Origin of the sequence: Hydrogenophaga bisanensis (genome assembly GCF_042665135.1) — a bacterium.
In the GTDB taxonomy this organism is placed as follows: domain Bacteria; phylum Pseudomonadota; class Gammaproteobacteria; order Burkholderiales; family Burkholderiaceae_C; genus Hydrogenophaga; species Hydrogenophaga bisanensis.
The window spans coordinates 153,882-173,089 of sequence record NZ_JBHTBX010000003.1; the positions used below are offsets into that span (position 1 = coordinate 153,882).

General features: G+C 65.9%; 19 protein-coding genes. 9 read left to right on the forward strand and 10 right to left on the reverse strand.

Annotated elements, in window-relative coordinates; genetic code table 11:
* Positions 1-2: 2 nt before the first annotated feature.
* The 4 genes from ligA to ACFQNJ_RS06080 form a co-directional block, all read right to left on the reverse strand.
* Entirely contained in the window at positions 3-446 is a 444-nt protein-coding gene (gene ligA / locus ACFQNJ_RS06065; protein WP_374643240.1) for a protocatechuate 4,5-dioxygenase subunit alpha, read from the reverse strand.
* A gap of 1 nt (position 447) precedes the next feature.
* Positions 448-1,380, reverse strand: a complete 933-nt coding sequence (locus ACFQNJ_RS06070; protein ID WP_382254951.1) for an amidohydrolase family protein — start codon at positions 1,378-1,380, stop codon at positions 448-450.
* A 129-nt stretch (positions 1,381-1,509) separates the two neighbouring features.
* A complete protein-coding gene (gene ligK, locus ACFQNJ_RS06075; protein WP_382254954.1) occupies positions 1,510-2,193 on the reverse strand; it encodes a 4-carboxy-4-hydroxy-2-oxoadipate aldolase/oxaloacetate decarboxylase in 684 nt (227 codons plus the stop codon).
* Between the two features lie 27 nt (positions 2,194-2,220).
* Positions 2,221-3,249 carry an amidohydrolase family protein gene (locus ACFQNJ_RS06080; protein ID WP_382255379.1) on the reverse strand — a complete coding sequence of 343 codons (1,029 nt, stop codon included), beginning with the start codon at positions 3,247-3,249 and terminating at the stop codon, positions 2,221-2,223.
* A 188-nt stretch (positions 3,250-3,437) separates the two neighbouring features.
* Between ACFQNJ_RS06080 and ACFQNJ_RS06085 the strand changes: the two genes are divergently transcribed.
* Positions 3,438-4,337, forward strand: coding sequence for a LysR substrate-binding domain-containing protein (locus ACFQNJ_RS06085; RefSeq protein ID WP_382254957.1), 900 nt, complete (start codon positions 3,438-3,440; stop codon positions 4,335-4,337).
* A 21-nt stretch (positions 4,338-4,358) separates the two neighbouring features.
* On the opposite strand, the gene ACFQNJ_RS06090 is transcribed toward ACFQNJ_RS06085, so the two are convergent.
* From ACFQNJ_RS06090 to ACFQNJ_RS06115, 6 genes are all read right to left on the reverse strand, one after another.
* Positions 4,359-5,330, reverse strand: coding sequence for an AEC family transporter (locus ACFQNJ_RS06090; RefSeq protein WP_382254960.1), 972 nt, complete (start codon positions 5,328-5,330; stop codon positions 4,359-4,361).
* Positions 5,331-5,347: 17 nt separating this feature from the next.
* Complete coding sequence (locus tag ACFQNJ_RS06095) at positions 5,348-6,256, reverse strand: NAD(P)-dependent oxidoreductase (RefSeq protein WP_382254963.1); 909 nt, start codon at positions 6,254-6,256, stop codon at positions 5,348-5,350.
* 106 nt (positions 6,257-6,362) lie between these two features.
* Complete coding sequence (locus tag ACFQNJ_RS06100) at positions 6,363-7,679, reverse strand: TRAP transporter large permease (RefSeq protein ID WP_382254966.1); 1,317 nt, start codon at positions 7,677-7,679, stop codon at positions 6,363-6,365.
* Positions 7,680-7,682: 3 nt separating this feature from the next.
* Positions 7,683-8,204, reverse strand: a complete 522-nt coding sequence (locus tag ACFQNJ_RS06105) for a TRAP transporter small permease (RefSeq protein WP_382254969.1) — start codon at positions 8,202-8,204, stop codon at positions 7,683-7,685.
* A gap of 157 nt (positions 8,205-8,361) precedes the next feature.
* The gene (locus ACFQNJ_RS06110; RefSeq protein ID WP_382254971.1) at positions 8,362-9,402 is read right to left on the reverse strand and encodes a TRAP transporter substrate-binding protein; all 1,041 of its coding nucleotides are present in this window, start codon (positions 9,400-9,402) and stop codon (positions 8,362-8,364) included.
* A 247-nt stretch (positions 9,403-9,649) separates the two neighbouring features.
* Complete coding sequence (locus tag ACFQNJ_RS06115) at positions 9,650-10,675, reverse strand: TRAP transporter substrate-binding protein (protein ID WP_382254974.1); 1,026 nt, start codon at positions 10,673-10,675, stop codon at positions 9,650-9,652.
* A 193-nt stretch (positions 10,676-10,868) separates the two neighbouring features.
* On the opposite strand from ACFQNJ_RS06115, the gene ACFQNJ_RS06120 reads away from it, so the two are divergent.
* From ACFQNJ_RS06120 to ACFQNJ_RS06155, 8 genes are read left to right on the forward strand one after another with little or no spacing between them, the layout of a single operon-like run.
* A complete protein-coding gene (locus ACFQNJ_RS06120; protein WP_374643221.1) occupies positions 10,869-11,660 on the forward strand; it encodes a crotonase/enoyl-CoA hydratase family protein in 792 nt (263 codons plus the stop codon).
* A 40-nt stretch (positions 11,661-11,700) separates the two neighbouring features.
* Positions 11,701-13,557, forward strand: a complete 1,857-nt coding sequence (locus ACFQNJ_RS06125; RefSeq protein WP_382254977.1) for a feruloyl-CoA synthase — start codon at positions 11,701-11,703, stop codon at positions 13,555-13,557.
* 11 nt (positions 13,558-13,568) lie between these two features.
* Positions 13,569-14,816, forward strand: coding sequence for a thiolase family protein (locus tag ACFQNJ_RS06130; protein WP_382254979.1), 1,248 nt, complete (start codon positions 13,569-13,571; stop codon positions 14,814-14,816).
* Between the two features lie 11 nt (positions 14,817-14,827).
* Complete coding sequence (locus tag ACFQNJ_RS06135) at positions 14,828-15,592, forward strand: SDR family NAD(P)-dependent oxidoreductase (RefSeq protein ID WP_382254982.1); 765 nt, start codon at positions 14,828-14,830, stop codon at positions 15,590-15,592.
* 9 nt (positions 15,593-15,601) lie between these two features.
* Positions 15,602-16,021, forward strand: coding sequence for an acyl-CoA thioesterase (locus ACFQNJ_RS06140; RefSeq protein WP_374642752.1), 420 nt, complete (start codon positions 15,602-15,604; stop codon positions 16,019-16,021).
* A gap of 38 nt (positions 16,022-16,059) precedes the next feature.
* Positions 16,060-16,740 carry a flavin reductase family protein gene (locus ACFQNJ_RS06145; protein WP_382254985.1) on the forward strand — a complete coding sequence of 227 codons (681 nt, stop codon included), beginning with the start codon at positions 16,060-16,062 and terminating at the stop codon, positions 16,738-16,740.
* A gap of 58 nt (positions 16,741-16,798) precedes the next feature.
* Positions 16,799-18,481: an acyl-CoA dehydrogenase family protein gene (locus tag ACFQNJ_RS06150; RefSeq protein ID WP_382255382.1), complete on the forward strand. Its 1,683-nt coding sequence runs from the start codon at positions 16,799-16,801 to the stop codon at positions 18,479-18,481.
* Between the two features lie 46 nt (positions 18,482-18,527).
* A complete protein-coding gene (locus tag ACFQNJ_RS06155; RefSeq protein WP_374642756.1) occupies positions 18,528-19,055 on the forward strand; it encodes a MarR family winged helix-turn-helix transcriptional regulator in 528 nt (175 codons plus the stop codon).
* The last annotated feature ends 153 nt before the right edge of the window (positions 19,056-19,208 follow it).

Consider the following 19,208-nt stretch of genomic DNA (forward strand, 5'->3'; position numbering starts at 1 on the left):
GTTCAGGCTCCTGCTTTCTTGCCGGCGGCCCCCTGGGGCTGGCGGTGGGGTTGTGCGTCGCCGTCCTCACCGAGGTAGCGATTCCCTTCGACCGAGCGGCCGCCGGCCAACATCATGGCGCGGTACTCTTCCTCGGTCATACCGGTCATGGAGCCCGCCATCTGCTGGAAGCTCTTGCCGTCGGTGGCGCCAATGCGGGCCAGGAAATAGATGTTGCCGCCCAGGCGCATGCACCAGTTCAGATCGCGCGCCATCACGGCTTGCTTCTGCTCCTCGGTCATGGGCCACTCGTCCAGGTAAGCCCGCTCGTTGGCCTTGAAACGCTCGCGGTTCTCGGCCTTCATCAGGCTGGTGCAGAACTGGTTGAGCCAGTAGCCTTTGCGGCTTTGCTCGGCATCGAAGATGATGGTGCCGGGCACGTCCAGGTAAGGTTTGTCGAGTGCCATGTCAGACCTCCTCAGGCCAGTAGAGACGCATCGGGTTGTCCACCAGCAGCTTGCGCTGCAATTCGGCGGTCGGCGCAATGTACGGGATGAAATCCACCAGCAGCCCATCATCGGGCATGTGGTCCTTCAGGTTGGGGTGCGGCCAGTCGGTGCCCCAGAGCACGCGGTCGGGGAACTCTTCCACCACCTTGCGGGCAAAAGGCACCACGTCGCGATAGGCCGCCTGCTCGCCCTGCAGCGCCTTCGGGCCAGTGACCGACAGGCGTTCGGGGCAGCTGACCTTGCTCCAGACGTTGGGGTGCTCGCGCATGAACTTCAGGAACAGCGCGAACTCAGGGCCGTCCACCGGCTTGCTCACGTCGGGACGACCCATGTGGTCTACCACCACCGTGGTCGGCAGGCTGGTGAAGAAGTCCCACAGCTCGGGCAGGTCCACTGCCTCGAAGTAGATGACCACGTGCCAGCCCAGCCTGGCGATACGGCTGGCGATTTCCATCAGCTCGTCCTTGGGCGTGAAGTCCACCAGGCGCTTGACGAAATTGAAACGCACGCCGCGCACACCGGCCGCGTGCAGGGCTTGCAGTTCTTCATCGGTCACCGAGCGCCTGACCGTGGCCACACCCCGCGCCTTGCCACCGCTGGCCAGACAGGCATCGACCATGGCACGGTTGTCGGCACCGTGGCAGGTGGCCTGCACGATCACGTTGCGCGCAAAGCCCAGATGGTCGCGCAAGGCAAACAGCTCGTGCTTGCTGGCATCGCAGGGCGTGTACTTGCGCTCGGGTGCGTAGGGGAACTCCGCGCCCGGGCCGAAGACGTGGCAATGCGCATCCACGGCGCCTGCGGGCAGCTGGAAACGGGGCTTGGACGGGCCGGTGTACCAGTCCAGCCAGCCCGCGGTTTTGGTGAAGTCACCGGAAACAGGTTTGCTCATGAAATGCTCTCGGTCAGTTCGAACACCAACAAGTCGGCGATGGTGGGGTGCGGCGGGGCGATTTGCTGGCCGAAGGACTGATGAGCCCCGCCGCATCACGCCGTCGCCGACGCCATTGCCGGAGAAAAATCAGTCGATATATCGAAGACCCGCAGCGGCCAGCGGCTCGCGCATCTTGTACATGTCCAGCCCCAGCACACCGCTGGCCAGCTTGGCGCGTTTCTCGCCTTCGAAGCTCTCGCGCTTGACGGCCGCCGCCAACGTCTCGGCCGCGCGTTCCGAGGGCACGCACACCACACCATCATCATCGGCCACGATCACATCGCCCGGCGTCACATAGGCACCGGCACAGACGATGGGGATGTTGACCGAACCCAGCGTCGCCTTGATCGTGCCCTTGGACGAGATGTAGCGGCTCCAGACCGGAAAGTTCATCTCCTTGAGCGTCTTCACATCGCGTACACCGGCCTCGATGATCAGGGCGCGCGCGCCGCGCGCCTGGAACGACGTCGCCAGCAGGTCACCGAAATAGCCGTCGCTGCACTCGGCCGTGACGGTCGCCACCACGATGTCGCCCGGCTGGATCTGCTCGGCCGCCACATGCATCATCCAGTTGTCGCCCGGCTGCAGCAACACCGTCACCGCCGTGCCCGACACCTGCACGCCGGTCTGGATCGGCCGCATGTAGGGCTTCATCAGGCCCACCCGGCCCATGGCCTCGTGGACGGTGGCCGAGCCCAGCGCGGCCAGGCCGTCGGCGGCTGCGCGGTCCGCGCGGTGGATGTTGCGGTAGACAACGCCCAGTTCGTACATGGTTCTCTCCTCGGGTTCTGCGATGGGTTACTTGCCGGCCGCTTTGAGGCGTGCGTCCAGGCGAGGGAACACGCGACGCGCGTTGCCTTCGTACACCTGATAGCGCTGCTCGTCGCTCAGGTTGGTCGTGGCCTGCACATAGCGCTTGGTGTCGTCGTAGTAGTTGCCGGTCTCGGGGTCGATGCCGCGCACGGCACCGATCATTTCGGAGGCGAACAGGATGTTGCCCACCGGGATCACCTTGGTCAGCAGATCGATGCCCGGCTGGTGGTACACGCAGGTGTCGAAGAACACGTTGTTCAGCAGGTGGTCCTGCAGCAGGGGCTTCTTCATCTCCTGCGCCAGGCCGCGGTAGCGGCCCCAGTGGTAGGGCGCAGCACCGCCGCCGTGCGGGATGATGAACTTCAGCGTCGGGAAATCCTTGAACAGGTCGCCCTGGATCAGCTGCATGATGGCCGTGGTGTCGGCGTTGATGTAGTGCGCGCCCGTGGTGTGGAAGCACGCGTTGCAGCTGGTGCTGACGTGGATCATCGCGGGGATGTCGTACTCGACCATCTTTTCGTAGATGGGGTACCAGTGCTTGTCGGTCAGCGGTGGGCTGGTCCAGTGGCCGCCCGAAGGATCGGGGTTCAGGTTGATGCCGACGTTGCCATACTCCTTGACGCACTTCTCCAGCTCGGGGATGCAGGTGGCCGGATCCACACCGGGCGACTGCGGCAGCATGGCGGCCGGCACGAAGTGGTCGGGGAACAGCTGGCTCACGCGGTAGCAGAGCTCGTTGCAGATCGCGGCCCAGGTGGACGACACATTGAAGTCGCCGATGTGGTGCGCCATGAAGCTGGCACGCGGGCTGAAGATGGTGATGTCCGAACCGCGCTCCTTCATCAGTCGCAGCTGGTTGGTCTCGATGGACTCGCGCAGTTCGTCGTCGCTGATCTTGAGATCGGCCACCTTGGGCATCACGGCCGGGTCCTTGATGCCGGCGATCTGCTGGTTGCGCCAGTTCTCCAGCGCCTTCGGGGCCGTGGTGTAGTGGCCGTGGCAGTCGATGATCAGGGGTTTCTGCAGGCTCATGAACGCTCCTCGGGTGTGGTGCGTGCCGTCGATCAGCCACCGCTGGACCCGGCACAGGGGATCAGCATGCATTGTGATTCGGCCCCGCCCGTTGTCCAACCGCCTGGCGGCGCTATCAGCTAGAACAGTTGCTTATAGCTATCATCCAGCTATTCCTCCAACAGCAGATCATGGACCTCAAGCAACTCGAGTACTTTGTGCGAGTGGCCGAAATGGGCAGCTTCACCAAGGCGGCCATGGCCCTGGATGTCGCGCAACCGGCTCTCTCGCGCCAGATCCGTCTGCTGGAGGTCGAGTTGCGGCAGAACCTGCTGCTGCGCAACGGCCGCGGCGCCACGCCCACCGAGGCGGGCAAGCTGCTCCTGGAACACGGCCGGGGTATCCTGCACCAGGTGGCGCGGGCCCGGGAAGAACTTGGCCGCGTGCGCGGCGCACTGGCCGGCCGGGTCGCCATCGGCCTGCCGCCCAGCCTGGCGCGCGTGCTCACCGTGCCGCTGACGCGGCAGTTCCGCCAGCAACTGCCCGAAGCCAGCCTGTCCATCACCGAAAGCCTGTCGAATTCCATGCAGGAATGGCTGGTGACGGGACGCCTGGACATTGCCGTGCTCTACAACGCCCAGCCTGCCCCCGAGATCGAACTCATTCCCCTGGACGACGAAGAGCTCTGGCTGGTCGAACCCCGTCCGCCCGGCCTGTCTGAAGAGCCGCCCCCGGCGCCGGTTCCCCTGGCGGAGGTGGCCCGCATGCCCCTGGTGATTCCCAGCCGCCCCAACGCGGTACGCATGCATGTGGAAACCGAAATGGCCGCCATCGGCATGCGCCCGACGGTCACTCTGGAAATCGACGGTGTCCCCGCGATCCTCGACCTGGTGGCGGACGGGGCCGGTGCCGCCCTCCTCTCGCACAACGCCGTGGCCAGCTCGATCCGGCCGTCGGCCTACCGGGTGCGGCGCATCGACCCGCCCCTGCGCACCCGGGTGGCGCTGGCCATCAGTTCCCAGCGGCCGGCGACGCTGACCCAGCAGACCGCATTGCAACTGATCCGTTCGGTGATGCAACCCCAGGGCTGAGGCACCCAGCGTCCGGGCGCGTCAGCCCAGCCAGCCGGCACTGTGCCGCAGCAGCCACAGGATGGCGCTGAGCGTGAAGAAAGAGGCAGCAGTGGTACCCAGCAAGGCGGCCGAGGTGAATCCCTCATGCCCATGGCGCTGGGCCAGGATGGCGTAAACGCCCAGCATGGGCATGGCGGCCGACAGCACCGCCGCCGCCTTGAGATCCCCCTCGGGCACAGGCAGACCCAGTGCGGCGCACACCGCGATGGCGAGCCAGACGGCCGCCGGGTGCATCAGCAGCTTGCCCACCGCGATCAGCCCCACCTGGCGCCGCATGCCCTTGACCTGCAGCCCCACCAGGTTGCCGCCGATGATGAACAACGCCAGCCCACCCGCACTGCCGGAGAACAGCGTGACCGCCCGCGTGAGCACCTGGGGCATCTGCCAGCCCGACAGGGCGACCGCCAGGCCCAGCACGATGCCGACGATCAACGGGTTGCGCACCAGCCGGTCCAGGGTCTGGCGCAGCACCTGTCCAGCGGTAGGTCGGGCGCCCTCATGTGCACCGGCATCGGCCAGGGTGAATAGCAGGGGCAGCTTGACCAGGTTCTCCACGATCAGGTTCAGTGCCAGCACCACGCCACCCAGCGGTCCGAAGAGCAGCAGCATCATCGGGTAGCCCACATAGCCGCTGTTGGAGCAGGTCATGCCCATGGCCACGTAGGCGCTTTCGGTCAGCGGCTTGCCCTGGACCTTCCACCACCACAGCAGGCCACCCAGCAACACCAGCAAGGAGCCAGCGGTGTAGACCAGCAAGTAGCCCGGTCGCAGCACATCGGCCAGCGGCCGCGACGCCAGGGCGTAGAACAGCAACGCCGGCAGCGCGATCTGCAGCACGAACTTGCCCAGCACCCGCATCTCCGCCTTGGTGAAGATGCCCCAGCGCACGGCGGCGTAGCCCGCCAGGATGCAAAGGTAAATGGGGCCGGTGATGGCCAGGATGTCGAGCATGGTGTGTGTGACGGGAATCAGTCGTTGGCGGCAGGGCGCGCCGCCAGCAGACGGTCGGCAAAGGCCTGCCAGGCCGGGGCCTTGGGCAGATCGGCGAAATGGCCGGCGCGCGCCTGCGCCGCCATCCAGTCGTGCTTGCGGGCAATCGCGCTGGCCATGAACGGCTCGAACCCCGCCTCGCGGACGGTGTTGGCCACCTCGCGCATCTCTTCGGCGCGCCGCTGGCCATGCTGCGCCACGCGGCTGAAGAAGTAGGCACCCTGCTGCGTCCAGTCAATGCCGGGGAAGGTCTCCTGCAGCGTGGCGATCATCGCGTCCTCGACGCCGTAGTGGCGCGCGGTCGTGTAGCTCTCAATCACCAGCGCCTCCAGCCCCTTGATCATGATGCTGCGGCACATCTTGGTGGCAGACGCCACCCCCAGCCGATCGCTGGCCACCTGGACCGACATGCCCAGCCCCGCCAGCACAGGCTGCAAGGCCGCCGCGTGGGCGCCCCCCAGCAGCATGGGCACGCGGATGCCGTAAGGCGGGACCGAGGTCATCACCCCGGCCTCCACGTAGCGCCCTCCGGCCGCATCCACCAGAGCAGCAGCCTGCTGCTTGGTGCCCGGCGAGGCCGAATTGAGATCCAGGAAGAACGTGCCTGGCCGCAGGAACCCGGCCGCCTCCCGGGCCACCTCCAGGGTGCTGGAGGCGGTGACGGCGGAGATGATCAGATGGGACTGGGCACACAGTTCCCGGGCCGAGCCGCAGGCGGTCACGCAAGCCCGTGCGGCATGATCAAGCGCAGCCGCGGCCAGTGCTGGATCCTCAAACTTGAGGTCCCAGGCCCCGGTCCAGCCAGCGCTCCCTTGCAGACCGGCCGCGAAGATGCGGCCCACCTCGCCGTAGCCGATGATGCCGATGCGAAGTGGCTGTGTGGTCATGTGAAACTCCAGGTGCGAGAGCATGTCACCATATCGGGAAGCAAAAAGGCCCGCCGTCACGGGCGGGCCTTGGCTGATCTGCGGCAATGCGATCAATGAACCCGTGTCAGAAACGCAGCACGAAGAGCGTGATCGACGGGAACATCACCAGGATAGCGGTGCGGATCATGTCGCTGGCCACGAAGGGCATCACGGCACGGTAGGTGTGGGTGATCGGCACGTCTTTGGCCATCGAATTGATCACGAACAGGTTCATGCCCACCGGTGGCGTGATAAGTCCCACCTCCACCACGATCAGCACCAGGATACCGAACCAGATGGCCAGCTCCTCGGGCGGCAGACCGAAGTCCAGCGCCATGATGATGGGAAAGAACACCGGAATGGTCAGCAGGATCATGGACAGCGAATCCATGAAGCAGCCCAGCAGGATGTAAAGCACCAGGATGGCCACGAGCACCAGCACCGGGCTCAGGCCCCAGCCCGCCACAATGGTGGCGGCTTCCTGCGGCAGCTGCGACAGCGCCAGGAAGGTGTTGTACAGACCTGCGCCCAGCACGATCATGTAGATCATGCCCGAGGCGATGGCGGTACCCACCACCGCACCCAGCAAGGTCTTGCGGTTCAGGCCGCCACCGGCCCAGGCCGCGATGCCCGTGCCAAAGGCGCCGATGGCCGCGCCCTCGGTGGGGGTGAACACGCCGCTGTAGATGCCGCCGACCACCACCAGAAAGATGACGATCACGGGCCAGGTACGCATGGTCGCAGCCCAGCGCTCCTTCATGGGCATGGGCGGCATGCTGCCCACTTCCTTCGGGTTCAGGCGTGCGTAGATCGAGATCACGATCATGTAGCCCACCGCGGCGAGGATGCCAGGCACGAAGGCCGCCAGGAACAGCTTGGCGATGTTCTGCTCGGTCAGGATGGCATAGATCACCAGCACCACCGATGGCGGAATCAGGATACCCAAGGTACCGCCAGCGGCCAGACAGGCGGTGGAGATGCCACCGGCGTAGCCAGCGCGCTTGAGCTCGGGCAGAGCCACCTGCCCCATGGTGGCCGCGGTGGCCAGCGAAGAACCGCAGATCGCGCCAAAACCCGCGCAGGCACCGACGGCCGCCATGGCGACACCGCCCTTGCGATGCCCCATCCAGGCCTCGGCCGCCTTGAACAGCGCCTGGGAGAGTCCGCCCAGCGCGGCAAACTGCCCCATCAGCAGGAACAGCGGGATGACCGAGAGGTTGTAGTTGGAGAAAGTGGTGTAGGTGACCTGCTTGAGCTGGTTCAGGATAGGCGCGGCGTTGCCGTAGATCATCCAGGCACCACCCAGACCGCACACCAGCATCGACAGGCCGATGGGTACACGGACAAAGATCAGCAGCAGCAGGATCGGGAAAGACCAGAGGGCGAGTTCAAGGTTGCTCATGCTTCAGTGCCCCGCATTGGCTTCAACGGTCCAGCCTTCGGGCTCGGACGCCAGACCCAGCAGGGTCAGGGTTTTGGCGAAATAACTCAGGCAACCGATGACGGCACCCACCAGGCTGAAGGCATAGGCCCACCAGATGGGCATCTGCAGGATGAAGGTCGTCTCGGCGTATTCCTTCTTCTCCAGCATGCCCTGCCAGAGCATCCAGGTCAGCACCAGCCAGACCACCAGCATCAACAGGTCGCTGATGATCACGATGCCGCGCTGGCACCACTTGGGCATGTGCATGTACAGCAGATCCACCGTGGCATGACCACCCTTGAGGTAGCACCAGGGCAGGAAGAAGAACACGGCGATGCCGACCCCCACTTCCACCAGTTCAAAGTCGCCCGGGATGGGCCCCAGGCCCAGTCCGATCAGTGCGCGGCCGGCCACGCTGGCCACCACCATCAGGGTCAGGGCCACCAGCACCAGGCCGCCCACCAGGGCAGTCCAGTGCGAGAGCCGGTAAATGAAACCAATCATCCTCGGATCCTTTGACACAGGGGAATTCATTGTCCGCGAAGTGACCCCGCCAGGGCAGCGGCCACCGCTCGGCGGCCGACTATACCGCAGAGTTACGGATCATGAAATTCGTTATACCTATCGAAATCCCAGCCCCTGTGGGGCCGGGCTTGTCTCTTTATTTGGCGTACTTGCCGATGGTGGCCCGGGCTTCCGAAACCAGCTTGGCGCCATCGATGTTCTTGCCCTGCATTTCCTTGACCCAGTCCGACTCGACCGTGCTGGCCGTGCGGCGCCAGCGCTGCGTTTCCGCGACGTCCAGCATGGCCACGTTGTTGCCGGCCTTGACGGCCATGTCGCGACCCGTCTTGTCGCCGGCGTCCATGGCACGACCGAACATGGCCGCCGTCTCGATACCGGCGTTGTCGTCGATCACCTTCTTGAGGTCAGCCGGCAGCTTGTCGTAGGCCGCGCGATTCATCACGAACGCGAAGGTCTGGGTGAACATGCCTTCGTCGATGGCAAAGCTGGTGTGGTTCTTCACCAGTTCGGGCAGCTTGATGGAAGGCGCCACTTCCCAAGGGACGGTGGCACCATCGATCACGCCCTTGGACAGGGCCTCGGTCACCGCCGACACGGGCATGCCCACGGGCGTGGCACCCAGCTTGGTCAACATGTTGTTGATCACACGCGAACCGCCGCGGATCTTCATGCCGCGCAGGCTCTCCAGACCTTCGACCGGCTTCTTGGTGTGAAACAGGCCCGGCCCGTGGGTGTGCGCAGCCAGCAGCTTGACCGAACGGAACTCGTCAGCGGCGTTCTTTTCCACGTACTCGTGGAAGGCGCGGGAGCACTTCTCGCCACCGCCCTTGCACATGAAAGGCAATTCGAACACCTCGGACTTGTTGAAGCGGCCCGGGGTGTAACCCAGCACCGTCCAGGTGATGTCGGCCACGCCGTCACGGGCCTGGTCGAACAGCTGAGGCGGCGAACCACCCATCTGCATGGCGTGGAACAGCTGCACCTTGATGCGGCCGTTCGATTCGGCCTCAACCTTCTTGGCCCAGGGAATGATGGCTTGGGCGGGAATCACGGCCTGCGGCGGCAGGAACTGGTGCAGACGCAGGGTGACGGTCTGCTGGGCCTGCGCCAGTCCTGGCATGGCGAGGGTGGAAAGGGCGGCCAGCGCGGCCAGGGCAGTGCGGCGGATGTAGGTCATGCGAGTCTCCTGGTCAATGGTGGTCAACGGCCCTGCGGCTGAGGCAGGCTGCGGGTTTACCCGCAACCCCGGTCACCATGGATAACCGTAAGGACTTTGAGCTTTTTGCAAGTTGTTGAAAAGCGGCATCGCCGACTTTCAGCTATGCCGCCTTGTTATGGAAAAAAGCTCCTCGACCACATTGACAGGCACGCCCCGGCCCGGAGAGCCGTCACTGAAGGCTCCACTCCACGCCGGGGGCAGGGACTTACTTCTCGTACTTGGACATCAGCGCGCGGGCTTCCGACACCAGTCGTGCGCCGTCAATACCCTTGGCACCGACCTCCTTGATCCAGTCGGACTCCACCGTGCTGGCGGTACGGCGCCAGCGTTGCACTTCCGCCAGTTCCAGCTCGGTGATCTTGTTGCCGGCCTTGGTGGCCAGGTCTCGGCCGACCTTGTCACCCTCGTCCATGGCCTTGCCGAAGAACGCCGCCGTCTCGATGCCCGAGTTGTTGTCGATGACCTTCTTGAGGTCCGCCGGCAGCTTGTTGTACGCGTTCTTGTTCATCGACAGGGCAAAGGTCGTCACATACAGACCATTGCCACCGGCGAAGGTGGTGTGGTGCTTGACCAGTTCCTGCACCTTGAGCGATGGGCCCACTTCCCAAGGGATCGTGGTGCCGTCCAGCACGCCCTTGGACAGGGCTTCGGTCACGGCCGGCACCGGCATGCCCACCGGGGTCGCGCCCAGCTTGGTCAGCATGTTGTTGACGATGCGGGTACCGCCACGGATCTTCATGCCGCGCAGGCTCTCCAGACCGGTGACCGGCTGCTTGGTGTGGAACAGGCCCGGGCCATGGGTGTGCACGGTCAGCAACTGGACATCCTTGTATTCGTCCATGGCGTTTTTCTGCACGTATTCGAACAGGGCGCGAGACGACTTCTCCGATGACAGACCGGTGATGAAAGGCAGCTCGAACACCTCGGTCTTCATGAAGCGGCCGGGGGTGTAGCCCAGCACGGTCCAGGTGATGTCAGCCACGCCGTCACGGGCCTGGTCAAACAGCTGGGGCGGCGTGCCACCCAGTTGCATGGCGCTGAACATCTGGATCTTGATGCGACCATTGGACTCGGTCTCGATCTTCTTGATCCAGGGCACGATGGCCTTGGCCGGAATGGTGGCCTGCGGGGGCAGGAACTGGTGCAGACGCAGCGTCACTTCCTGCGCCAGGGCGCCAAAGCTGGCCGAAGCGGCCAATGCCAGGGTAGCGATCTTGAATTTCCATGCCATGGGATGTCTCCTGAAAAGGGTTGGAACGGGGGACACGATCCAGCCGGCAACGACCACCCTGGACCCTGTTGGTTATTGTTTATAACCATCAAGGGAAGCCATGGACATGGGGCTTACCCTAGGTTCGCACGACTTGCATTGGTTATTATTTATAACCATAATCATCCCATCAAACCTGAGCGAGAACGCCACCATGTCCACCACCTCCTCTGCCGACCTCAGCCTGCGCCTGCATGGCGAACATTCCGAAGTCGCCGTCATTACGCTCCAGCGCGCCAAAAAGCGCAACGCCCTGAGCGACGGCCTGATCCTGGCCATCCGTGACACCTTCCAGAACCTGCCGGCCAGCGTGCGCGCGGCGGTGATTGATGGTGAGGGCGAGCACTTCTGCGCCGGCCTGGACCTGTCCGAGCTGCAGGAACGCGACGCCAGCGAAGGCATCTTCCATTCGCGCATGTGGCACCAGGCGCTGGACTGCGTGGAGAAGGGCCGCGTGCCCGTGATTGCCGCGCTGCACGGCGCCGTGGTGGGCGGCGGGCTGGAACTGGCCAGTGCCTGCCACATCCGCGTGGCCGATGACAGCACCTTCTTTGCCCTGCCCGAGGGTACGCGCGGCATCTTCGTCGGCGGTGGCGGCTCGGTGCGCATCCCCAAACTGATCGGCGCGGCCCGCATGACCGACATGATGCTGACCGGCCGCGTGTACAACGCCGCCGACGGCGAGCGCATCGGCCTGGCGCAATACCTGGTGCCCGGTGGCACCGCGCTGGACAAGGCCCTGGAGCTGGCCACCCGCATCGCCACCAACGCGCCCATGACCAACTACGCGCTGATGCACGCGCTGCCCCGCATCGCCGAACAGCCGGGCGACCACGGCTTCTTCACCGAAGCGCTGATCTCTTCCATTGCCCAGGCCGCGCCCGAGGCCAAGGCCCGGGTGCGAGCCTTTCTGGAAGGCAAGGCCGCAAAGGTCAAGAAAGACTGAGGCCGCGCTGGCCCCACAAGAAGACCCAGGAGACAACCACATGACGACCGCCCAGTACCGCCCCCTGACCTTCGGCGTGACCCAGGCCACCCTGCGCGACGGAGAAGCCGGCGTGCACTACCTGGTGGCCGACCAGGCCCTGGCCCCCTACCCTGAGCGTCTGACCGACCGGCTGGTGCACTGGGCCAGGGAGCGGCCACAGCAGACCCTGTTCGCCCGACGCCAGCGCATGGCCGACGGCAGCAGCGGCGACTGGCAGCACATCAGCTTTGCCCAGGCGCTGGACGCTGCCCGCCGCATCGGCCAGGCGCTGCTGGACCGGGGCTTGTCGGCCGAGCGACCGGTGCTGGTGCTCAGCGAGAACGATCTGGAGCACGCCCTGCTGGCACTGGGCTGCATGGTCGCCGGCATTCCCTGGTGCCCCACCTCCCCGGCCTATTCCCTCATCAGCCAGGATTTCGACAAGCTCAAGCACGTCGTCAAGACCCTGACACCGGGCCTGGTGTTCGCCAGCGACGCCAACCGCTATGCACGCGCCATGCTGGCCACGCTGGGCGATGACGTCGAACTGGTCTGTACCGAAGGCACCGTGCCCGGTCGGGACACCACCTCCTTTGCCTCGCTGCTGGCCACCGAAGCCACCGCCGCCGTGGACGCGGCCATGGCCGCCACCGGCCCGGACACCATCGTCAAGTTCCTGTTCACCTCGGGCTCCACCAAGATGCCCAAGGCGGTCATCAACACCCAGCGCATGTGGTGTGCCAACCAGCAGCAGATGACGCAGTCCATGCCGGTGCTGACCGAAGGCGAACTGGTGCTGATCGACTGGCTCCCCTGGAACCACACCTTCGGTGGCAATCACAACTTCGGCATGGTGATCTTCAACGGGGGCACCATGTACATCGACGACGGCAAGCCCACGCCGGCGCTGATCGGCGAGACCCTGCGCAACCTGCGCGAGATAGCCCCCACGGTGTACTTCAACGTGCCCACCGGCTTCGAGGCCATCGCCAATGCGATGAAAACCGATGACCAGCTGCGCCGCACACTGCTCTCGCGCGTGCGCATGTTCTTCTATGCCGGCGCCGCACTGGCCCAGCCGGTGTGGGACAGCCTGTTCGAGAGCGCCGAGCGCGAAGTGGGCCAACGCATCGTCATGACCTCGGGCCTGGGCATGACCGAATCCGGCCCCTTCGGCCTGTTCGTCACCAGCCCCAACGTCAGGGCGGGCGACCTGGGCCTGCCGACCCCAGGCCTGGAGCTCAAGCTGGTGGACATGCAGGGCAAGACCGAGGTGCGCTACCGCGGCCCCAACATCACACCCGGCTACTGGCGCATGCCCGAGGAGACGGCCGACGCCTTCGACGAGGAAGGCTTCTTCAAGACCGGTGATGCACTCAAGTGGATCGACGAGACCGACGTGCACCAAGGCCTGAAGTTCGACGGCCGCATCGCCGAGGACTTCAAACTGGCCACCGGTACCTTCGTCAGCGTCGGCCCGCTGCGCGGCAAGATCATTGCCGCTGGCGCGCCCTATATCCAGGATGTGGTGCTGACGGGGCTGAACATGAAGGAGGTCGGTGCGATGGTCTTCCCCACCCCCGCTGTGCGGCAGCTCGCCGGCCTGCCGGCGGACGCCTCCATGCACGACGTGCTGGATGCGCCCGGCGTGCTCGCCCATTTCCAGACCGTGATCGACGAGCTGGCCCGCACGGCCACCGGCAGCGCCAACCGCATCGCACGCCTGTGCCTGCTGGCCGACCCGCCCACCATCGACCGCGGGGAAATCACCGACAAGGGCTCCATCAACCAGCGCGCCGTGCTCGCGCACCGCGCCGACACCGTGGCCAAGCTGCACGCCGACGAGCTGCGCTACATCATCAAACCGACCGTCTGAAAGGCATCACCATGGCCAGCAAAGGCTTTTTCAACGCATTCGATGACGTGGTCATCCTCGGCGGTGTGCGCACCCCGATGGTGGACTACTGCGGCGCCCTGGGGCACGTCTCCCCCACCGACCTGGGCATCAAGGTGGCGCGCGAAGCGCTGGCCCGCACCGGTACCCAGGCCGAGGAGATCGGCTCGGTGGTTACCGGCAACATGGCGCCTGGCGACTTCGACCAGTTCTTCCTTCCGCGCCACATCGGCCTGTATGCCGGCGTGCCGGTCAACGTGCCGGCGCTGATGGCCCAACGCATCTGCGGCACCGGCTTCGAGCTGTTCCGCCAGGCCGGTGAGCACATCAGCGGAGGTCTTTGCGACGCCGCGCTGGTGGTGGGCACCGAGAACATGACGCGCAACCCGATTGCGGCCTTCGACCACCGCACCGGCTTCAAGCTGGGCGCCCCGGTGGGCTTCAAGGACTACATGTGGGAAGCCCTGAAGGACCCGGCGGCCGGCATCAACATGATCCAGACCGCCGAGAACCTGGCCAAGAAGTACGGCATCACCCGCGAGTCGGTGGACGAGTTCGCCTCGGCCTCCTTCGCCAAGGCAGTGGCCGCGCAGGAAAACGGCTTCCTGGCCGGCGAAATCGTGCCGGTGGTCACCGAGAAGTTCGAGATCGAGGGCTACAAGGCCCGCGGCATCCGGCTGCAGGGCAAGATCACCGAAGTGGACCGCGACACGCATCCGCGCGTATCCCCTATGGAGGTGCTGGCCAAGCTCAAGCCGGTATTCGAAGGTGGCGTGCAGACCGGTGGCAACAGCTCGGCCCTGGTCGATGCGGCCGCGGCCTGTGTGGTGACCTCGGGCGCCTACGCCAAGGCCCAGGGCAAGGCCCCGCTGGCCCGCGTGGTCGCAGCCGCCGTGGTGGGCGTGCCGCCCGAGATCATGGGCATCGGCCCGGCGCCGGCCATCCGCCTGCTGCTGGAGCGCACCGGCCTCAAGCTCGATGACATCGCCCGCTTCGAGATCAACGAAGCGCAGGGCGCACAGACCCTGTCGGTGGCCAAGGACCTGGGCATGGACATCGCCAAGCTCAACGTCAACGGCGGCGCCATCGCCCTGGGCCACCCGCTGGCCGCCACCGGTGTGCGCCTGACGCTCACGCTGGCGCGCGAGCTGCAGCGCAGCGGCCTGAAGTACGGCATCTCCAGCGCCTGTGTGGGCGGTGGTCAGGGCATTGCCCTGCTGATCGAAAACCTGAACGCCTGAAAGGACACCCCATGAACATCCAAGGACATGCCGCCCTCGTGACCGGCGGCGGATCGGGCCTCGGCGAGGCCACCGCACGCGAACTGGCCCGACTCGGTGCCAAGGTCGCGGTGCTGGACCTGAACCTGGACAATGCGCAGCGCGTGGCGGCCGACATCGGCGGCGTGGCGGTGCAGTGCGACGTGTCCAACCCGGACAGCATGCAGGCAGCCATCGAGCAGGCCGCCGCCGCTCACGGCCCGGCGCGCATCCTGATGCAGATCGCCGGCATCGGCTCTGCCAAGCGCGTGGTGGGCAAAGGCGGCAATGCCGCACCGCTGGCCGACTTTGCGCGCGTCATCAACGTCAACCTGATCGGCACCTACAACGCCGCCCGCCTGTTTGCTGCCGCCTGCGCGAAGCTGGACCCGATGGAAGACGGCGAGCGTGGCGTGATGGTGTTCACCGCCAGCGTGGCCGCCTTCGACGGTCAGGTGGGCCAGCAGGCCTACAGCGCGTCCAAGGCCGGTGTGGTTGGCATGACGCTGCCCATGGCGCGCGACCTGGCGCAGCACGGCATCCGCGTGTGCACCATCGCCCCGGGCCTGTTCGCCACGCCGCTGCTCAAGGAACTGCCTGAGCCGGTGCAGGAATCGCTGGCCAAGAGCATTCCGTTCCCGCAGCGCCTAGGCAAGCCTGAAGAGTTTGCGCAGCTGGCCACTCACATCGTCAGCAACGGCCACCTCAACGGCGAGGTGATCCGCCTGGATGGTGCCCTGCGCATGGCCCCACGCTGAAGGACCGACATGAGCAAAACCGTTGTCTATGAAGTGGAAGTGATGTTCGGCGACTGTGATCCGGCCGGCATCGTGTTCTTTCCCAACTTCAGCAAGTGGATGGACGCCTCGTCGCTGAACTTCTTCGTCCAGTGCGGCGTACCGCCCTGGCGCGAGCTGGTCAAGACCACCGGCATCATCGGCACGCCGCTGCTGGAGATCAACACCAGGTTCATGAAGCCCGCCACCTACGGCGAACGCCTGCAGGTGCACACCAGCGTCATCGAATGGCGCGAGAAGGTGTTCATCCACAAGCACGTGGTCAAGCGCGGCGACACGGTGCTGTGCGAAGGCACCGAGACACGCGCCTTCTGCATGCGCCTGCCCGAAGACCCGGATCGCATCAAGGCGATCCCGGTGCCCGAGGACATCAAGGCCAAGTGCAGCTGACCGAGCCACACCAGATCCATCGCTGAACGGAGACACCCATGTACTACGAACCCGGCAAGACACCCCACGGTCTGCCACACGACCCGTTCAAGTCCTGTGTGGTGCCCCGCCCCATCGGCTGGATCTCCACCGTGGACGCGCAGGGTCGAGACAACCTCGCGCCCTACAGCCAGTTCCAGAACGTGACCTTCGATCCGCCGATCGTCATGTTCAGCGCCAACCAGACCACGCAGGGCGAGCGCAAGGACTCGGTGCGCAACGCCGAACAGATGGGCCAGTTCGTCTGGAACATGGCCACCTGGAACCTGCGCGAGGCGGTCAACATCAGCGCCGAGGAACTGCCGCACGGCGTGGACGAATTCGAGCGTGCCGGACTGGGAAAGCTGGAGAGCCGGATCGTCAGGCCCAAGCGCGTCAAGGGCTCGCCCATCCAGTTCGAGTGCGAGTACCTCAACACCGTGCGCTTCCCCGGCAAGCCGCCCATGGGCACCGTGGACGTGGTGTTCGGCCGCGTGGTCGGCATCCACATCGACGACCAGTACATCGACAGCAACGGCCTGGTGGACATCCTCAAGATCCGGCCGATCGCCCGCATGGGCTACTTCGACTACACGACCGTCGACAGCAAGTTCCAGATGGTCATCCCCGGCAACAGCAAGGCCCTGCTGGCCGGCCTGGAGGGCTCGCCCGACAAGGCCGCCCAAGCCCGCCACCCTTGACCCGACACTGCCTTCCGAGCCCCACGCCGTGAACCACTTCCAGCCCCGCACCGACGACATGATGTTCATCCTGCAGCAGGTGCTGCAGGCCCCGCAGCAGCTGCAGGCGCTGCCCCCGCACGCCGAGGCCGACGCCGACCTGATGCAGCAGGTGCTGGACGAATCCGGCAAATTCGTGGCCGAGGTGGTGGCCCCGCTCAACCGTGACGGCGACGAGATCGGCGCGCAGTGGAAGGACGGCGCCGTCACCATGCCACCGGGCTTTCGCGATGCGTACCAGGCTTTCTGGCAGGCCGGCTGGCCCGCCCTGGCCTGCGCGCCCGAAGACGGCGGCCAGGGCCTGCCCGCCGTGCTGGAAGCCACGCTGTACGAAATGCTCAGCGCCGCCAACCACGGCTGGACCATGGCCCCTGGTCTGCTGCACGGCGCGTACGAGTGCATCAAGCACCACGCCTCCGATGAGCTGAAATCGGCCTATCTGGAGAAGGTCGCCACCGGCGAATGGCTGGCCACCATGTGCCTGACCGAGCCGCACGCCGGTTCCGACCTGGGGCTGTGCCGAACCAAGGCCGTGCCGATGGCCGACGGCCGCTACGCGCTGTCGGGCACCAAGATCTTCATCTCCGGCGGCGAGCACGACCTGACCGACAACATCGTGCACCTGGTGCTCGCGCGCCTGCCCGATTCGCCACCCGGCCCCAAAGGCCTGTCGCTGTTCCTGGTGCCCAAGTTCTACGCCGACGGCACCCGAAGTGCCGTGGTGTGCGAGCGCATCGAGGAAAAGATGGGCCTGCACGGCAGCCCCACCTGCGTGATGCGCTTTGACGAAGCCGCCGCGTGGATCGTGGGCGAACCGGGCAAGGGCCTGAACGCCATGTTCATCATGATGAACGCCGCGCGCCTGCACGTGGGCCTGCAGGGGATCGGCCTGCTGGAAGCCGCCTGGCAGAAGGCCGACGCGTACTCAAAGGAGCGCCGCCAGATGCGCGCGCCCGGCAGCAGTGCCAAGGCCGGCGAGGCGGACCTGATCGAAGCCCATCCGGCCGTGCGCCGCATCCTGGATGCGCAGCGCGCCTGGGTGGACGCCGGCCGCGTGGTGGCCTACCGCACCGCGCTGGAGCTGGACGTGCTCAAGCACCACGGCGATGCCGCCAGGCGCGAGGTCGCCAACCGCTGGTGCGCGCTGGTTACGCCGGTGCTCAAGTCGGCATGGACCGACCAGGCCTTCCACGGCGCCAGCGCCTGCCTGCAGGTCTTCGGCGGCCATGGCTTCGTTCGCGAATGGGGCATCGAGCAGATCGTGCGCGACTCGCGCGTGGCCATGATCTATGAGGGCACGAACGAGATCCAGGCCATCGACCTGCTGCTGCGCAAGACCCTGCCCGATGGCGGCGCCGCGCTGCTGAAGCTGCTCGATGAGCTGCAGACCGAACTGGGGCTCGATCTCTCGTCGCAACGGACCCGCGCCGGGATGGAGCGGTTCACCGCGTTTCTGCGCGACCGCCTCCTGCCCCGTGCCACGGCCAAGGACGCCCCGGCCGATCTGGCGAACTGGCTGGCCGACGATTTCCTGCGCGCGGTCGCCATGCTGCTCATGGCCTGGGCGTGGTCGCGGATCGGCGCAGCCCCCGGCGCCGACGCGCCGCGCTGGCAGGCGGCACAGACCGGCTTCTGGCGCTGGGTCTGGCCCGAGTTCGACATGCGCGTGGCCATGATGGACGCCACCCTGTCGGCTGGGTGAACACCCCAAGATGCCGTGCGGCCCGCAGACGTTATGCTTGGCAACCATGTCTGACGCCTCCGTAGCCAACACCCTGCGCCGCCCCCGCGCTGCCCGAAAGACCTCTTCTGCGGCTGCACAGCCGATGGCGGTGGACCCCGGCAGTGTCAGCATTGACACCACCTACCTGGAGAGCCTGCTGGGCTACAACGCCCGCCGGGCCGCCCTGGCGGTCATTGGCGTGTTCCTGCAGCGCATGGCGCCCTACGGTCTGCGGCCGGTGGACTTTTCGGTGCTGACCCTGATCGCCCACAACCCCGGCATCACCTCACGCCAGATCTGCGCCGCGCTGGACATCCTGCCCCCCAACCTGGTGGGCATGATCAAGGCGCTGGACAAGCGCGGCCTGATCGAGCGCCGCACCCACCCCACCGACCGGCGCGCCCAGGGCCTGCACCTCTCGCCCGAGGGGAAAAAGCTCCAGAAGTCCGCCCAGGGGACGGCGACCAAACTGGAATCCGATGTCGCCAGCCGGCTGAGCGCCGACGAGCTCGACACCCTGAAGTCGCTGCTGCGCCGGGTCTACCTGCCCTGACGCGATCTGGCGGCGCCCGCAATCCGGACAGACCCGAAGGTGGTCGCCTTGGCGCGACATTGCTGCAGTGCACACAGCTAGCAAAGTGCTAGCAATTGGCCATTTCAGGCGTATATTGCGCAAAAAAGAACCACCCAGCGGCCCCACCCAAGG

What these genes read in the sequence shown, in the direction of transcription:
- ligA (WP_374643240.1), bottom strand. Translation starts at nt 446, where the DNA reads ATGGCACTCGACAAACCTTACCTGGACGTGCCCGGCACCATCATCTTC.
- ACFQNJ_RS06070 (WP_382254951.1), bottom strand. Translation starts at nt 1,380, where the DNA reads ATGAGCAAACCTGTTTCCGGTGACTTCACCAAAACCGCGGGCTGGCTG.
- ligK (WP_382254954.1), bottom strand. Translation starts at nt 2,193, where the DNA reads ATGTACGAACTGGGCGTTGTCTACCGCAACATCCACCGCGCGGACCGC.
- ACFQNJ_RS06085 (WP_382254957.1), top strand. Translation starts at nt 3,438, where the DNA reads ATGGACCTCAAGCAACTCGAGTACTTTGTGCGAGTGGCCGAAATGGGC.
- ACFQNJ_RS06090 (WP_382254960.1), bottom strand. Translation starts at nt 5,330, where the DNA reads ATGCTCGACATCCTGGCCATCACCGGCCCCATTTACCTTTGCATCCTG.
- ACFQNJ_RS06095 (WP_382254963.1), bottom strand. Translation starts at nt 6,256, where the DNA reads ATGACCACACAGCCACTTCGCATCGGCATCATCGGCTACGGCGAGGTG.
- ACFQNJ_RS06100 (WP_382254966.1), bottom strand. Translation starts at nt 7,679, where the DNA reads ATGAGCAACCTTGAACTCGCCCTCTGGTCTTTCCCGATCCTGCTGCTG.
- ACFQNJ_RS06105 (WP_382254969.1), bottom strand. Translation starts at nt 8,204, where the DNA reads ATGATTGGTTTCATTTACCGGCTCTCGCACTGGACTGCCCTGGTGGGC.
- ACFQNJ_RS06110 (WP_382254971.1), bottom strand. Translation starts at nt 9,402, where the DNA reads ATGACCTACATCCGCCGCACTGCCCTGGCCGCGCTGGCCGCCCTTTCC.
- ACFQNJ_RS06115 (WP_382254974.1), bottom strand. Translation starts at nt 10,675, where the DNA reads ATGGCATGGAAATTCAAGATCGCTACCCTGGCATTGGCCGCTTCGGCC.
- ACFQNJ_RS06120 (WP_374643221.1), top strand. Translation starts at nt 10,869, where the DNA reads ATGTCCACCACCTCCTCTGCCGACCTCAGCCTGCGCCTGCATGGCGAA.
- ACFQNJ_RS06125 (WP_382254977.1), top strand. Translation starts at nt 11,701, where the DNA reads ATGACGACCGCCCAGTACCGCCCCCTGACCTTCGGCGTGACCCAGGCC.
- ACFQNJ_RS06130 (WP_382254979.1), top strand. Translation starts at nt 13,569, where the DNA reads ATGGCCAGCAAAGGCTTTTTCAACGCATTCGATGACGTGGTCATCCTC.
- ACFQNJ_RS06135 (WP_382254982.1), top strand. Translation starts at nt 14,828, where the DNA reads ATGAACATCCAAGGACATGCCGCCCTCGTGACCGGCGGCGGATCGGGC.
- ACFQNJ_RS06140 (WP_374642752.1), top strand. Translation starts at nt 15,602, where the DNA reads ATGAGCAAAACCGTTGTCTATGAAGTGGAAGTGATGTTCGGCGACTGT.
- ACFQNJ_RS06145 (WP_382254985.1), top strand. Translation starts at nt 16,060, where the DNA reads ATGTACTACGAACCCGGCAAGACACCCCACGGTCTGCCACACGACCCG.
- ACFQNJ_RS06150 (WP_382255382.1), top strand. Translation starts at nt 16,799, where the DNA reads ATGATGTTCATCCTGCAGCAGGTGCTGCAGGCCCCGCAGCAGCTGCAG.
- ACFQNJ_RS06155 (WP_374642756.1), top strand. Translation starts at nt 18,528, where the DNA reads ATGTCTGACGCCTCCGTAGCCAACACCCTGCGCCGCCCCCGCGCTGCC.